General features: G+C 45.5%; 12 protein-coding genes and 1 riboswitch. All 12 genes read right to left on the bottom strand.

Going from position 1 to position 16,264, the window contains the following annotated elements:
• Positions 1-45: 45 nt before the first annotated feature.
• The 12 genes from MHI51_RS04990 to MHI51_RS04935 all read right to left on the bottom strand — a co-directional run bounded on the left by MHI51_RS04990 (position 46) and on the right by MHI51_RS04935 (position 16,256).
• Entirely contained in the window at positions 46-1,566 is a 1,521-nt protein-coding gene (locus tag MHI51_RS04990) for a glycosyl hydrolase (protein WP_256721818.1), read from the bottom strand.
• 151 nt (positions 1,567-1,717) lie between these two features.
• Positions 1,718-3,268: a glycosyl hydrolase gene (locus tag MHI51_RS04985; protein WP_081387493.1), complete on the bottom strand. Its 1,551-nt coding sequence runs from the start codon at positions 3,266-3,268 to the stop codon at positions 1,718-1,720.
• Positions 3,269-3,280: 12 nt separating this feature from the next.
• A riboswitch (cyclic di-GMP riboswitch) is annotated at positions 3,281-3,360 on the bottom strand.
• 136 nt (positions 3,361-3,496) lie between these two features.
• Entirely contained in the window at positions 3,497-4,870 is a 1,374-nt protein-coding gene (locus tag MHI51_RS04980) for a sugar phosphate nucleotidyltransferase (RefSeq protein ID WP_076129262.1), read from the bottom strand.
• Positions 4,871-5,609: 739 nt separating this feature from the next.
• The gene (locus tag MHI51_RS04975) at positions 5,610-6,950 is read right to left on the bottom strand and encodes a UDP-glucose/GDP-mannose dehydrogenase family protein (RefSeq protein WP_076129263.1); all 1,341 of its coding nucleotides are present in this window, start codon (positions 6,948-6,950) and stop codon (positions 5,610-5,612) included.
• Between the two features lie 4 nt (positions 6,951-6,954).
• Positions 6,955-8,055: a glycosyltransferase gene (locus MHI51_RS04970; protein ID WP_036676592.1), complete on the bottom strand. Its 1,101-nt coding sequence runs from the start codon at positions 8,053-8,055 to the stop codon at positions 6,955-6,957.
• 61 nt (positions 8,056-8,116) lie between these two features.
• On the bottom strand, positions 8,117-9,256 hold the full coding sequence (locus MHI51_RS04965) for a glycosyltransferase family 4 protein (RefSeq protein WP_036676593.1): 1,140 nt from the start codon (positions 9,254-9,256) through the stop codon (positions 8,117-8,119).
• Entirely contained in the window at positions 9,256-10,443 is a 1,188-nt protein-coding gene (locus MHI51_RS04960) for a glycosyltransferase family 4 protein (protein WP_036676596.1), read from the bottom strand. Before MHI51_RS04960 ends, MHI51_RS04965 begins: the two co-directional genes overlap by 1 nt.
• Positions 10,430-11,287, bottom strand: a complete 858-nt coding sequence (locus MHI51_RS04955; RefSeq protein WP_405173640.1) for a glycosyltransferase family 2 protein — start codon at positions 11,285-11,287, stop codon at positions 10,430-10,432. Before MHI51_RS04955 ends, MHI51_RS04960 begins: the two co-directional genes overlap by 14 nt.
• 26 nt (positions 11,288-11,313) lie before the next feature.
• A complete protein-coding gene (locus tag MHI51_RS04950) occupies positions 11,314-12,699 on the bottom strand; it encodes an oligosaccharide flippase family protein (RefSeq protein ID WP_076129264.1) in 1,386 nt (461 codons plus the stop codon).
• On the bottom strand, positions 12,665-14,143 hold the full coding sequence (locus MHI51_RS04945; RefSeq protein ID WP_076129265.1) for an O-antigen ligase family protein: 1,479 nt from the start codon (positions 14,141-14,143) through the stop codon (positions 12,665-12,667). The genes MHI51_RS04950 and MHI51_RS04945 overlap by 35 nt, the downstream gene beginning before the upstream one ends.
• Positions 14,140-14,913, bottom strand: a complete 774-nt coding sequence (locus MHI51_RS04940) for a WecB/TagA/CpsF family glycosyltransferase (protein ID WP_036676606.1) — start codon at positions 14,911-14,913, stop codon at positions 14,140-14,142. Before MHI51_RS04940 ends, MHI51_RS04945 begins: the two co-directional genes overlap by 4 nt.
• A complete protein-coding gene (locus MHI51_RS04935) occupies positions 14,910-16,256 on the bottom strand; it encodes an O-antigen ligase (protein WP_036676609.1) in 1,347 nt (448 codons plus the stop codon). The genes MHI51_RS04940 and MHI51_RS04935 overlap by 4 nt, the downstream gene beginning before the upstream one ends.
• Positions 16,257-16,264 lie beyond the last annotated feature (8 nt).

Here is a 16,264-nt window from a genome sequence, read left to right as displayed (position 1 = left end):
GTCCTCTCTTTCTTCCGGAATGTCTTACCCTATCATTTCATTAGATTAAGGAAGGAACAATGCCCCTTGTGGAATTACCTGCTGCTTCTGGCGGGAACTCTCCCATAGCAAACGAAGATTGGCATCTCCTTCATTCTCATAATATTCAATTTGGATATCATAAAGCGTTCCGGCTGTGAGCGGGATACTTCCTTTATGAAGGGTTGCACTTTGATTTTTCCAATTGTCGATGATCAGCTTTCCGTCAATCCAGACACGGACTCCATCATCAGAGGATGCCGAAATCGTATATTTTTCACTGAATTTGGGTTTGAGTTTCCCTTTCCAGCGTACAGAAAAGTGATCTTCATTTATCTCTGAGGCAGGAGACCCGCCATGCCAATTAAAATCAATCTTACGGTCATTGCGGATAAGTACCGCTTCTCCCTCTAAATCAGTATTGTTATAGTATTCTCCAGTTAAACCCGTTAGGGTTATCGGAGTTACGGGTGCTATCGAAGGACCTCCTGTTGTGAGAACATAGTCCTCTCTTGATACTATAAACGAGTCTTTCATAAAGCTTTTAATTGACTGTAGCGTATTATTTTCTGTCAGTAATTTTCCCCAGGTCATCATATAGACCCATTTATTTTGTTTCTCAGTTAATACATCCGGGTTCGGCAGTTGCCCACTCTCCCCGATTCCGATAGGTTTACCCTCGGCCAATGCGAGCAGATCCTCATAGTAGGACTGTTTATAATCGTTATTGTAGATATCCGCAGCCAGAACATCGAGTTTATCCCCACCGGGATAATATGCAGCATATGGATCTGACCATTCATTCGGCGCATTCGGATTCCACACCCACAGTAGATTATTTAGCTTGTGTGTGTTTACAAAACGATCATAGACAATACTCCACAGCTCTGAAAAATTGTCCTTTTTCCCCCACCAAAACCAACCACCATTCATTTCATGGTAAGGTCGCCATAAGACCGGAACTCCGGCATCACGCAGCTGACCCAAATATCCAGCAACCTCGTCTAGATCTGAGATTAGCTTCTTATACTGAGCTGTCCCAGGTGTAACATAAGCATTAAATTTCTCTTGACTGAGACTTCTGTTTACATTGGACCACTCTGGAGAGGTTCCCGGTAAACTCTGATGGAAGGTCATGGCTACAATGCCACCCTCTTGATGCCATTCAATTGCACTGTCTATAACAGCTTGCCGCTGTTCTGCGATCGTCTCTTCGGATTGATTATTAATCGCCCCTAATTCATAACCATGTAGAACAGCATTTTGTCCCGAAGTATTCTTCAGCTTATGAACCAGTTCATCTGGACTTTCTAGATAATCATGCTGGCCGGACAAGATCCCTTTGCCACGTAGATTTACCAAATTACTCAGCAGTTGCTTGGCTTCTTCAGAAGCCGAAGGATTGCTTGGTATAGCCGGAGGTAGAGAGGAAGAAACACTCATAGCCTTCGGAAGACTTTTAACCTCTCCCCAAGGCAGCAAGGAAAAAATAATAAACACCGGTAACATAGTAAACAACAATCTGTTTTTCTTATAATATTTACGCAAATAAATCCTCCTTTCGGTAGCTGTACTGCCTCCACAGGTGTTAAAAACATACCTGTTATCGGACAATCGTCTTCTGACCTAATGAGGACTATAGCTTAGTAGCTCTGCAATAACGCAGAGCCACTAAGGATCGACCTTTAATTTTCATCAATCAGGAGACATCCGGAAGAAAAAGTGCACTTGCTGGAACTGTCTCTTTAGCTTGACTAGCACTTTCCCACATCAAGCGGACTCTCGCATCGCCTTCATTCTCGTAATACTCCACCTTGATATCATATAGCTGGCCAGCCTTCAGCGTTATAGTGCCCTTACGCTCAGTACCACTTTGCTTAGTCCAACTATCAATCACAGATTCCCCATTCACCCAGACACGGATACCATCATCTGAGGTAGTGTAAAATGTATATTGCTCATTATATAATGGCTTGATTTTACCGCTCCAACGTATGGAGAACCGATCAATCCCGAGGGCGGCATCCGGCGAGCCTTGCCGCCAATTGAAATCGATTATTGCATCAGTTCTGTTAAGAGCTGCTGCTCCCGACAACTGCATGTTGTTGTAATACTCTCCTGCAAGCCCCTTCGCGAGAGGAATTGCTGCCTCCCCCTCTTCTTCGGAAGGTGCCGGCGCTGGTGCGGCGCTAGGTGTCGGTGCCAGACCAGTATTTAATTTATCTCTGGTCAGGGTATAGTTGCTATTCATAAATGTTTTGATTGTGTCTGCACTGTTATTCTCGTAAAGCATTTTTCCCCAGCTCATCATATACGTCCATTTATTTTGCGATTGCTGAAGCTTCTCCAGATTAGGCATTTCACCATTCTCCCCGATCGCAATCGGTTTGCCTGCGGCTAGACTCAATAAGCTGTCATAGTATTTTTGCTGGTAATCATTTTCGTATATATCTGCTGCCAGAATATCTACTTTATCAGCACCTGGATAAGTTAGCGCATAAGGATCTGACCAAACATTGGGAGCATTCGGACTCCATACCCATAACAAATTATTTAATTTATGAACGTTAACAAAACGGTCATACATAATATTCCATAGTTTAGAAAAGTTATTTTTCTTCCCCCACCAGAACCAGTTCCCGTTCATTTCATGATAGGGTCTCCAAAGCACCGGAACGTTGGCATCGCGCAAGCTTTTTAAAGAGACGGCCACCTTATCAAGCTCAGCGATCAGATTGTTATATTGCTTGGTACCCGGTGTAACGTAACTATCGAACTCACTCTGGCTAAGTGTTTTTTTCACATTATCCCAGTCATAAGAGGTGCCCGGCAGGTTAGCATGAAAAGTCATAGCTACGATCCCGCCCGCTTTATTCCAGTTGATGGCGCTGTTCACCACATTTTGACGTTGCCAAGCCATCGTTGCTTCGGACTGACCACTGATCGCACCCATTTCATAACCGTGAAGAGCCGCATATTGTCCGCTGGTTCCCTTCAGCATATTGTTAATTTCATCTGGACTTTCTAAATAGTCATGTTGACCGGCAATAATACCTTTTCCTGAGATCGAGTAAAAATAGTTAAGCAGCTTTACGGCTTCAGGTGAGGCACCTGGGGTAACTGGCGTTCCAGAATTTGAAGCAGCTATGACAACAGACGGCGAAATTCCAACAGCAAGCGGAAGTGCAGTCAGAAACAGGACGAGTGACAGAAATGCACCAAACAATCGATACGTACGGTAAGCTTTCAAAATAATCTCCCTTTCGGTAGCCAGGCTGCCACTCTTTCGAAGGCCCTATAGCTTTGCGTCCCTACCTTTCGATAGGTTTGCCTTTTCAATTTAAGAGAAATAATCTCTCTTACCGTAAGTATCGACGACAATTAATGATATATTTAGTGTTTTTATGACTTTTTTTGATAATTGAGTCAATTTACCTGTTTCAAGAAATTTTGAATTGGTTAAATAGATAGGTTAGACCTATGAAATGAATTGTTGTAGTTCTATATCATTCCAGTCTAAAGTAATACGTATGTTATCTTCTTCTACTAATTCAGACCCCGTCTGTACCTCTATAAACTCAACATCCGTCAAAGCAAGGATCGCGTGCTTCGTTCCTTCCGGTATACGTACCACGTCCCCAGCCTTCACATTATGTTTTTTCTCATTCAGCACAATACTTGCTTCGCCGCTGACGATTGTCCAAATTTCACTACGCTTGCGATGTAATTGATAGCTGATATTATTCCCCTCGGATATAAAAATCCGTTTGGTCAGCACTTCATTGCCTTCATCATATTTCACATAATCAATAACTTTGTAATGACCCCAACGGCGTTCCTCGTACATCGGTCTTTGTTCAAAGGTCTTCAGCACTTCTTTAATCCGTGGGCTCTCAGCTTTATGGGTAACTAGAATCCCATCCGGGCTAGCCGCAATGATCAGATCCTTCGCACCAATTACCGTAATCGGAATGTCCAGCTCATTAATCAAGCAAGTCCCCTCAGAATCCGCCGTCACAAAACCTTTTCCTACATGCTTGCTGCTCATTTCCTCTGTCAGCGTATTCCACGTTCCAAGATCCTTCCAGAATCCATCATACGGCTGCACCACAATATGTTCTTCTTTCTCCACCACTTCATAATCAAAACTGATGGAAGACAATAGCTTATACTGCTTCTGCAATTCTTCATATCCTAAAGGCAACCCTTTACGCTGCAAAATATCTAACAAGTACCCTAAGCGGAAGGCAAACACTCCGCAATTCCACAAGGCATTTTGCTCGATGAGCTGTTCTGCTTGTATGCGGTCAGGTTTCTCTTGAAAGTGACTCACCTTCATAAAACCATTTTCCCCCGCCTCTTCGGTGGTAGGAATAATATATCCGTATTTCTCTGAGGCATGTTCAGGAACAACACCCATAAGAGCCAGATTTGCTCCACTTTCCAGCATGGTCCCCTCAAGCATAGCTATGGTATCGAAAAAAGATGCTTCTACATAAGGGTCAACAGGCAATATTGCTACCGTCTCCGCTGGAGAAACACCTGCCACTGAATAAAGATAGGTAGCTGTTAAGGCGATAGCCGGAAAAGTATCCCGACGCTCCGGTTCAACGATAATCGGCACATGACTTCCCAGTTGGCTTTGTATCATTTCTACTTGGCCACGGCCGGTGGCCAGATAAGATGATTCTGCCATCCCTGCTTCCTCCAGCTGTCTCCAGACACGTTGTACCATGGATTCTGGTTCACCTTGAGGGCTTTCAAGTACCTTTAGAAATTGCTTTGAACGTGAGTCGTTGGACAACGGCCATAACCGTTTACCTGAACCGCCTGATAGAAGTACCATTTTCATAGAATGAACCCTCCTTGAATTATGGAAATCGAGCATATTTGAATTGTTATCAAAACGTCAGCTTCCACTTAGCCTTATTTCGAGCGGATGCACTAAAAAAATTTGTTAGGTAGAAACCACTCCAAGGGATTTTGGACTTCCGATCGCTGTTATCCTCAGATTTCCTTATTGAACCGCTTCTCGCGGTAGAAATCCGAGGATAGCATATGCTTTTGAAGCTAGCTTTCCTACGGAAATCTTTCGGGCGAACACTCCGTTTCTACAATTCCAAATTCCCTTTCCGTTCTTAACCTAACCAACTTCTTCTTAATACTTGATCCGTGCGTACCGGGCTGTACCAGCCGGAAGCAAGCACGTTTTTCTAAAGATTTGCTTCTGCTCCGGGGGAGGCAGCTGCAACTGCAAGAACAACTGCAAGAACAACTGCAACTACAAGAGCAAGACTAGTTGCCACCACAGAGACAGAGACAATGACAACTACAAATGCTACTGCGGTATATAATCAGAGTACCTAACTTTATAAATTGCTTAGAAACTTAAGATAAGGGAACGGAGTGACGGAGGGGAATTTTGGAACTGTAAGAGCGATAGCGTCCGCCTTTGTCTGCGGATTTCTACCGCTATCAGCGGTTAAAATCAGGAAATCTGCAGACAACAGCGGCTGGAAGTCCAAACATTCTCTGGAGTCACGGCTCATCCCTAAATAGAAAAAACACATGTTCAATCAATATAACTTAGATTAAACCGCTCCAGCTACACTAGCAGAATAACCGCTCAATCCACCCATCTGCGGGCGACCGACAGAATGATAAACGAGGCCGGTACCCTCGATTTGCTCCTTGGAATACACGTTGCGTCCATCAATCAGCACCCCATTGCGCATGCTTTTCGCCAGCTGATGCAGATCAATGTCCTTCAGTAGGCTCCAATCGGTCAAGAGGCATACGGCATCGCTGCCCTCAGCCGCCTCCTCTGGCAGATTGCACCAGCGAAGCTGCGGATGATCGTATTGCTGCCTGAAATTTGTAGCTGCGATTGGATCATATAGTTTGACTGTTGCCCCTTCAGCCACCAGTGCCTCAACAATCTCTCTGGCTGGAGCTTCGCGGACATCATCAGTGTTAGGCTTAAAAGCAAGCCCCCATATCCCAATTGTCGAACCGCGCAGGCTGCCAAGTGATTCATGCAGCTTGGAGATGATCATAAACCGTTGTCCCTTGTTCACTTCGACTACAGATTTCAATAATTTGAATTCGTAATCGACGTTGCCCGCAATTTGAATGAGTGCATTAGTGTCTTTCGGGAAACAGGAGCCTCCATAACCGATGCCAGCCTGCAGGAAGGATGACCCGATTCTTTGGTCCATACCCATTCCTTGTGCTACCTCGGTTACATCAGCTCCCACTTTTTCACAAATATTGGCGATCTCATTAATAAAAGAAATCTTCGTGGCCAAAAATGCATTCGAAGCATATTTGATCATTTCAGCACTGCGTATATCTGTTACAAATACATTTTCTGTGAAACCCTTATGAAGCTCGCGCATCGTTGGTTCCAGCTCTGGATTATCAAGGCCAATGATAATTCTATCAGGATGGAGGGTATCGCGAATCGCTGACCCTTCACGTAAAAACTCAGGTGCAGACACGATATCAAAAGAATGTTGGGTATACTTAGAGATCATTTGAGAGATTTTTTCATTTGTTCCTACTGGAACTGTAGATTTAGTCATTATAATTTTGTGCCCTTCCATCGCTTTGGCGATTTCAGCGGCTGCACCCTCAATGTAGGTTAAGTCTGCTTCACCGTTAGGCAATGATGGCGTACCTACAGCAAGAATGATAATATCTGAACGGCGCACCGACGCTTGAAGATCTGCAGAAAAAGATAACCGTTCCTCACGAAGATTAAGTTCAATCAGTTCCTCGATTCCCGGCTCATAGATGGGCGATTCCATCTGTTTCAGCTTTTTAATCTTTTCCTCGTCCTTATCCACACAGATGACATGATGTCCGCCCAGTGCAAAGCACACGCCAGATACAAGACCCACATACCCAGTACCGATTACTGTCAGCTTCATATAATCATCCTCCTTTTAGAAAATTGACGTACGCCTGCTCAACATACTGCTTGAACTTAACCATAAACGCCTGCTCATCGAATTTACGTGCGTGCTCCATAATTTGATCGATATCCCAAGCGTAGGACTCTACCTCATAAATAGCCTTAAGTAGATCCTCCACTTCTTGATGCTGAAAGAACACACCATTTACATAAGGAATAATAGTATCTAGTGCCCCACCTGCTTGATAAGCAATTACCGGTCTTCCTGCAGCGTTCGCTTCCAGCGGTGTAATTCCAAAGTCTTCTTCTCCTGGAAAAATAAATGCTCTACACTGTGCCATCATTCCAGTTACTTGTTCATCTTCTAGCCGGCCCAGAAACGATACATTATCCTTAGCCATGCCTTCGAGACGCTTGCGATCCGGTCCATCCCCTACGATATAAAGCTTAAGACCGTTACGATTGAAAGCCTCTACTGCCAGATCAATCCGCTTGTAGGAAACAAGCCGGGAGACAATTAAATAGTAGTCACCAATGGTAGAAGAGCTTGTAAACCGGGCTGTATTAATCGGTGGAAATATGACATCTGCATCCCGGTGATAATAATTCTGAATTCTCGTCTTCACTACTGAAGAATTGGCTACGAACTGATTCACATTTTTGGAAGTCCGTTGGTCCCACGTTTTGAGCTGCTGCATGTATACCTTAAGCATTTTTTTGAACAGCCCGGAATTCGACTGACGTTCCATGTAGGTGTCATAATCCCATGCGAAGCGCATAGGCGTATGGCAGTAACAAAGATGAAACGTATGTTTAGGAACTTGAATACTTTTCATAAAAGCACTGCTGGAACTCAGGACGATATCGAAACCGCGAAAGTCCAAATCACGGATGGCCATTGGATAAAGTGGCAGCACCCCTTTAAAATTGGTCTTTACCCCCGGAATCTTTTGCAGCCAGGAGGCACGGATATCCGCATCTTTGAGATTGTCAGTAAGGCGGCTTCCGTTAAAAACCGTTGTGTAGATTGGAGCCTCGGGATACATGTGATGAAAGACTTCCACCACTCTTTCCGCGCCGCCCATTTGGATTAAGTAATCGTGCGCTATCGCAATTTTCATGTGAATCATCCTCAAAGTTTTATGGAGCATCATCTTCAGAATTACCGCGTCATCTCATCTGTCAGGTGCCCGCCAACAAACCTTTATAGTAGTCAACGATGTCCTTGACCGTATTCTCGATAACAAAATGCTCTTTCACTCGTTTCATCCCATTGTCCGCCATCCGCCGTCTTTCCTCTGGGTGATCCAGCATCCATTTAATGGAGTCTGCCAGTATCGCCGCGTCACCAGGCTCTATCAGTAGCCCTGTCTCACCTTGAACTACAATTTCTACCGGCCCGCCTTCATTGGAGGCGATCACCGGCAATCCCGCTGCCATTCCTTCAACGATAACTTGGCCAAAAGGCTCAGGAGTTACCGAAGTGTGAATCAGTAAATCAGCAGTATTCATAAGGCCTTGGATATCATCCACATGCCCTAGCATGCTTACATTAGTAAGCTCGTCGTTTTTTATCTTTTGCAGCAATTCCTGCTTATAGGCCTCTTCTCCAAACAGAGCGTCTCCGGCCAGCCAGAATTTCACACGAGGTTCATTCTTAAAGCTTTTTGCGGCTTCCAGCACAATATGCTGACCTTTCCAATGCGCCAATCGACCAACTAGCAGTACGTTAAAATCCTTCTGGTCCCGCATACCGATTCCATTACCAATCGCTTTAGCAAAAGCGGAGTATACGACCAGCGTTTTTTTGGAACGCGGCAGCTCCAAAGCATTCAGCGTAGAATGTGAATTTGCGATGACTCCATTGGGGAGCAGACGCGACAGCAAACGAATACCTTTGGCAACGATTGGCTTTAAATAAGGAGCTCCAATATGATCCCGGATGTGCCAGATCAATGGAACGCCCGCTATTTTTGCAGCGATGGCTCCGTATAATGCAGATTTCAGGGAATTGGTGTGCACGCAATCTACCTTCTCCGCTTTTAAAAGCGGCGCAAGCTTGCGGCCATAAGCCAACAGCTTGAAGGCTGCAGCAGGTGCTCCCAAGTTGACTGCATTTCTACCACGACTTCTGATGCTCTCATCCAGCGGAATAATACGGACATCCATCCCTTTTTCTCGTAGCCGTTCAGCCAGGGCACCATCCTCAGCCAGGATTACCAGGGGATCGATCTGTTCTCCAATATGGGTAAGGATGTTAAACAGGGCAACTTCTCCACCACTCCATTTAGCAGTGTGATCTATATAGGCCACTCTAAGCATTACGTGGTCACCTCCTCTCCTAAAGCTTGTAGGAACACGGATTCTACTTGATCCGTAACATGCTCCCAGGTATATCTCTCCAGTACATGCTCCCTACATTCATCCCGGCTCGGAAGCAGTTTTCGATTGCTAAGCATATGGATCATGCCTTCAGCCATGTGATCGCTACTTGAACTCTTAAATAGCAGCTCCGGCCGGAAGCCTTGCAAAATTTCCTTATTGCCGCCAATCGGTGTAGCCATCACTGGCAATCCTGAAGATAAGGCTTCAACGGTAATCAAACCAAAGCCCTCCAATGCCTGTGAGGGAACCACGAACATGTCCGCTGCCTGATAATAAGAGGCCAGTTCATGATCAGGAATGTAGCCTAGCAGCCTTACCTTGTTGCTTAAGCCATAGTCGGCGATCTTTTCTTCCAGTTCCCCCCGCAACGGCCCTTTACCACCAATCAGCAGAATTGCATTCGGGAATCGCTCCGCAACTTGCTTCCAGGCTTCAAGCAGCTGGAGTAGTCCCATCCGATTGACCAACCGCCGGACAGTCAGCACGGTTGTTGCTCCCTCAGGTAAATTCAAGGTTCGGCGAATCGCCAATCGATTCGTAGCGGGGATAAAACGTTCCACATTAGCTGCGCCTGGAATCACAATAATTTTGTGTAGTGGCACTCCGTGCAGCTTATGGAGAATATCGCGGAACGTCTCACTAAGCACGATGAACTTATCCGCAAGCTTATAGGCTCTATGTTCAATGGATTTGGCGATGGTTGTTTTGACCCGGTGCTTAATGCCTTGGCCTTCGATTTTCATTTCTTCATTCCATGGGCCATGAAAAGTCATCACTACAGGAATCCCACGTTTCTTTGCTTCCAGGGCTGGACCAATACCATAAGGAGCAAAGTGAGTGTATAAAATATCTATACGGCCACTGCCCTCTCCCATCAGATCGGCCGCCTTACGCTGGAAAGCATCCTTACGTTTCCAGATCCCATCTTTTGGATCTCCGGCATTGTGAATAATCAATTCCTCAGGGGTAGCAGGCGTCTCTTGACTGCAAATCAGCGCATGCACCCGATTACGTGAGGAGAGTTGCTCGCAAACGGATTTGAAATACGTGTTAAGCCCACCCGGCTGTAGCGACGGCCAGCTAAGGCCTGTCGTCATAATGTTCAATCCGTCACTGTACGGCATAGCTTCTCTCTCCTTTATTCTCCTTCTCGGTCTGACTCGTCTTCGCATTGTGCTGAGTCAGCTTTCCCGATCTAATTAATTCATAATGCTTGAAGCCGACCATGAATTCATACATGACCCAGAATACGGATACTCCGAAACCTGACATTCCCTTCTTGAACAACCCGTGTAAGAAATACTTTTGCAGGAAACGGGCTGGTGGTCTTAACAGCAGATGACTGACCCGAAATCGTTTGCCCTTGGCATACGCACTTTCAGCTTCCAAGTCAGTGTACTTATTGAAACGTGCCACATGATCGTTAATACTGCGGTAACCATAATGCCAGAGGGTTCCTGTCAAACGTATGGTTCGCTCTTCAGAGACCTCGGGCATCTCGTGCACCAAGCTATTTCGAATGCCATACGCTTTGCGGTTGTAAAGGCGCACTAGATATTCGCCACGATCCAGCCATCTGCCCATAAAATCACCGATCCGGTAGATAGAATAGGCAACCGATTGATCCATAAGCCCCGGTTTCAGTTCAAGAATACTCGCGGCCAACTCGTCGCTGACCACTTCGTCAGTATCAATAAGGAAGACCCAATCATGAACCGCGCGTTCTACTCCGAACTCCCTCTGTTTCGCATATCCGGGCCAAGGGTTGACGTATACACGACAATTCAAGCTTTCAGAAAGCTGTACTGTCCCGTCTTTGCTGCCTCCGTCAATCACAACCACCTCGTCGGCGAATAACCTGCAGGATTGTATGGCCTTAGATATTCGAACTTCGTCATCCTGAGCGATGATGACAGCCGATATTGGATAATTGCCTTGGCGGCCTACCACGCTTTTTACTGAATCCATGAAGGTTTCCTCCTTTATCTTTCGCATTATCCATTCATATCCATAGGTTTCTTGCGAATGTAAGAATTCATCGTCGTCTTCATCCACTGAATGTCCTCCCGGGTAATGAGCAGCCGCGGAAGTTTAACTTTTAAGGTGTACTTTATATTGAGAACAATGAAGAAAAATCGCAGGATTGCTGATGACAACATCGCTATTCCTGCTCCGAGTAAGCCAAATTTAGGGATGAGCAGGAACAACATTGGGATAACCAAAAGTAAGCCGAAACCTTGAAGCATCGAAACCACTTTTGGCTTGCCTAACGCCATAAAGGCCTGCGCCAGAATGATCGTCCCTCCGCTAATGGTCACTTCAAGGAGCAATAAGCGAAACACGGTTAATGCCGCATTGAAGTCTTTGCCGTACATCAACGGAATTACTAAAGGGGCTAAGAGCATCAGGAATACTCCGCCAAGCATGGTGAAGGTCGTACTTATTCGGAAGGCTTTGAATGTTAACTCAACTGCCTGTTCTTTGGACAGCTCAGAAGCCTTAGGAAACAACACGATCGTAATTGAGCTTGAGAAAAAATTAACCATTCGTGATAGACTCACAGCCACTACATACAGCCCCAAATCAGCAGGTCTTAACAAACCGGCAATTACGATCTGATCGATATAGGTAGAGAAATTGCCAAGCAAGTCATTGCCGTAGGAACCAAGTCCGTAAGTAAACAATCTTTTTAAATTCTGATAGGCCCCTCTCATCTTCACCTTATAGGTACGAAGCAAGGAAATCGTCATTCCGATAAACAGCGGCGCTCCCGGAAGAAGATAGGCAACTGCAGTTGTAAATGGATTCATCTGATCCAGCGCGATCAATATCCCGATCATCGTCAGTGTAAGCAACGGCACTAGATAGCGAATCCAATTAAACCTCTTGTATTCGCCTCTGAATTGAAAAGCTGCATTGTTAATTTGAGAGATCACTATAATCGGACACAGAATCATAGACCACTGAGCAAAGGTCACGACCTCCGGACTGAAGGATTTCAGCCAATAAGGCAAGACCACGATACCTATAATCATCGCTATGACTCCAAAAATGGTACCGAGCAGCAATGCCATACGATAAAGCACTCCGGCATCCTCCGGATTTTTCTTAGCGTTATAGATGAGAGCTGAAGGAATGCCAAAGCTCATGCTAAACGCCAGAAACTGTGACCAGTTAATCATTGCCGTCTGTTCCCCACGACCTGTCGGTCCAAGATAACGTGCGGTCAGTACACCAGTTAACATGTTAATCAATAGGATCATGACACTGACAAACATAGTTTTTACGGCTGCCGAGCTGTTGTCCTTGCTCTTGGCGAACAGTCTAAAAGATGACCAGATTGTTCTAGCGGGGAGAGATTTTGCATTCAACTGCTGCATACGGTGTTCCCTTCCTTCTACTTTGAGTAATCTCCCTTGCGCTGAGGCCAAGACCGATCAGCATCCAGATTAAGTATCCCTTGAGTCCGGGAAACCCATTATCTGAAACTAGACTGACAATCGCACCGGTCCAAGTAGCTAACGCAAGTCGGGCGTAGGGCTGCAATTGGTCCCTGCTGATTACTCTAGCGAATATCTGTTTGACAACTGCGCCTAAAGCTCCGAAGAAGAAAACAGCACCCAGAACACCAAAGGTAAGCAGTAAAGCGATAACTCCGTTATCCATAATTCCGTACTCTCCAAGCTCGCCGTCATTACCAAGCTTAGTCCCTTGGCCTACACTACCAATTCCCTGACCTACTGGATTGGCGGCAACCATCGGCAGCATGTTTTGCCATAAGCTTAGCCGTTCATTATAAGAGTGATCTTCTTGAACAGAAGAAAGTGTCTCTACCCGAGCAACCAGTCCTTCGGCACCAGGCAATTTCGGCACAACCCAGAACAACGCAGCAGCCACAAAAACTAATTGGATCAAGGTTTTCCACTTTCCCTTAGAAGGAGAGGTTCCAATGTACATGAGCAGCATCACCAGGAGTATCAGCCATGCCGCACGTACCAAAGTAGTCAGCAGGCAGATTACAACTAGCAGAACGCCGATCCAGCGCAATGTTCCCCGCCATTTTTTCTCCAGTATCATCGGAACTAAAGCAAACGCTAAGAATGTTGCAGCCGGTCCGGGCGAATTCAGCGTAGAGAACACTCGGATTTCCAATGGATACGGATTTCCGATGGACATCATATCCGCATGTTTCATCCAGAACACATCCCAAGGTGGCACCGTCAAATACTGAACAATCCCGTAAATGGCTACTAGGACTGCAATATTGGCAAAAGCGGTAAGCAACCGATCGATATCCTTCGGCTTGAACTTCGTGACGGCAAAGTACGGCAATAACAGCAGTGGCACAATATAATTCGCTAAGTCATAAACTGAACCCATGCCATTCTTAGCCAGACCGATTAAAGCACCATAACCCAGCGCAACTGCGAACATTAACATGATCCGCGTGGAGGCTTTTTGAATATTATGAATCTCCTTCAGCAGCGGAATGATCAAGGTTACACCGGTTAACAAGGGAGCTAAGCTCAGCAAGGATACAGAGTGATACACTCCTTCTGACCAGTCAGCAATGCGGCGCAGCTCTGGAGCTACGGCCCAGATTAGCAAGGTATAAGCAACCAGCATTTTCGGTCTAAGTATAGCTAACAAGAAAGCTGGGAATAGGATGGCTGAGAGAATGGCTCCCTGCAGACTGTTCGATGAACTCAGCATCGCACTGGAGAAGCCGATGATCAGCGGAAGAGAGACACCTACAGCAGCAGTCCCCCCTATTAATCCAACTGTCTTGATGAACCTAAGTGATGGGGGCGTAAATACACTCATTCCAAGCCTCCTTCCTTCACCTTATCCCGCTTACGCAGTTCCTTAAGTAATAAAAGTAGAAATTGTGCATCGTCCACAAGATATCTTTTCCAGAGCCGGCCCGGCTCCTGGCTAAGCCGCCAGAACCATTCGAACCCTGTTTTTTGCATGAAGCTAGGCGCTCGTTTCACTGAGCCTGACAGAAAATCAAAGGTCGCTCCCACTCCGATCGATATCGGAGCTTGATAAGAGGTATAGTGGCGGTAAATCCACTTTTCCTGCTTAGGTGCTCCTACACCAACAAACACGATATCTGGCTGGCACTCTGTCAGCATTTCTATAATGCGTTCATTCTCCTCCTCATTGTGCTCGAATCCATAGGATGGAGAATAACAGCCAACCACATTTATTCCGGGATGTGCTGTTTTCAAATTCATCGCTGCCCGTTCCGCCACGCCTTCAGCTGAGCCTAAGAAGAACAGCCGGTACTTCCTTTGCTCAAAGGCGTTGCCCAATCGATTAAATAGATCCGCGCCGGATACCTTCTGCTTAAGCGGCTTGCCTAGCATTTTGGATGCCCAGATCAGTGGCATTCCGTCAGCAACAACTGCGCCTGCCTTCGAATATACCGTTTGAAATTCTTTATCCTTACGAAGCTTGATCACATGATCTACATTGCAAGTGAGGATATAAGACTGATTCCTCTCCTGAATGGTTTTATCAATGTAATCAAGCAAATCCATGAAATCATAGTTATCAAAATTGACATCGAACATATTCACTTGACTCATCGTATCACTTCTTTTTGTGGGGAATCGGTTGGCTGTGAAGATCGATACAGGCAGTTCAGGTACCAACAGAACGGAATAATAAATTGGACCGTCGACAGCGTGTTATCGGAGAATGAGTAGATTAAAAACGCTGCAATAAATAACAGATAATAAGGTTTGATCGGCGGAGCCAATGCTCTGTACACCAGAATAAATACAGCCAATAAAGAGAACATCAACAGAATAGCGCCAATATATCCCCCATCGAAGTAAAAGCGGATATACTCGTTGTGCGGAACTACAAAACCCTTATACAATGTTCCATCATTTGCTACCGTCACTGCTCCAAGCCCTCTACCAGACCAAGGAGAGTCCGCAGCCTTGTTTAAGAAATACTCCCATGCCTCTGACCTTCCTGATAAATCAACAGCCGTATCTGTCTGTCTCTCAAAGGAACGTTTCTCAAAATTATCGAGCTGCCAGAAAACGGCGACCATAATCAGGAAAAATGCACCCATCAACGGAATTAGCAGATAGGTTCTGCCCTTCAAATATTGGCGGAGAATATCATAGAAGTAATAGAGAACGGTAAGTCCAAGTGCCAATATAGGCCCTCTTGTTCCTGTTCCAATCAAGATAAAGAAATTTAGAACTAACATGATATAGAAAAAGCGTGCTTGCTGCGGATTCCGCTTCACCTCTATAAATGGAATCGCTACTCCCATAAAGGCCAGCATCGCTAGATGCGCAGGAATATTAGCCCCCTGAATCCGTACAGCGCCTGTATACTCGATGTTGAGAAAATTATGAACATGCGCAAGCTGCAGCAACAAACCAACCACTACACTAACAAGGGGAAGCATACAGATAATTTTGATTTGCAGCTCGGCTACATTCTTTTTCCAGTTGATTAATAAAAATACGAATGGAATGGATAGACCGATAAAAGCTTTAACTGCAATGGATGAGGTCATTTCCGGCAGCCAGATCGAAGACCCAAAGGTAATCACCAGCAGCGCTACCATTGCCCACAAGGGGTGACTCAGACGAAACCGCAAGCCATTGACCAGAATACAAGGAACAAGCAGCATCACGATAACCAATTTATAAAGGGACAGTATCTCCATTCCGAACATGCTGCCATCATATAAAAAGTTAATCGATATTGCCGTCGTGATTAGAACGAAATAACTGATCAGTTCAGGCCGTGAAATCGAGATTCCCAGCAAAATAATCAGAAGCACGGCAGCTATCGCAATCATCGGCTGGTAGATGACCGCCGTTCCAAAGAACAGGGCCGACATGAGATAGAGCATCCCGTATGGCAAAACATTTAATTTGGAGCCCCACTCAAAATTTGTCATGTTAATCC

The sequence above is a fragment of the Paenibacillus sp. FSL H8-0260 genome, from assembly GCF_045040625.1.
Taxonomy (GTDB): domain Bacteria; phylum Bacillota; class Bacilli; order Paenibacillales; family Paenibacillaceae; genus Paenibacillus_AQ; species Paenibacillus_AQ odorifer.
The sequence above is the reverse complement of the archived record's forward strand: the minus strand, read 5'-3'. Positions and strand labels throughout refer to the sequence as shown.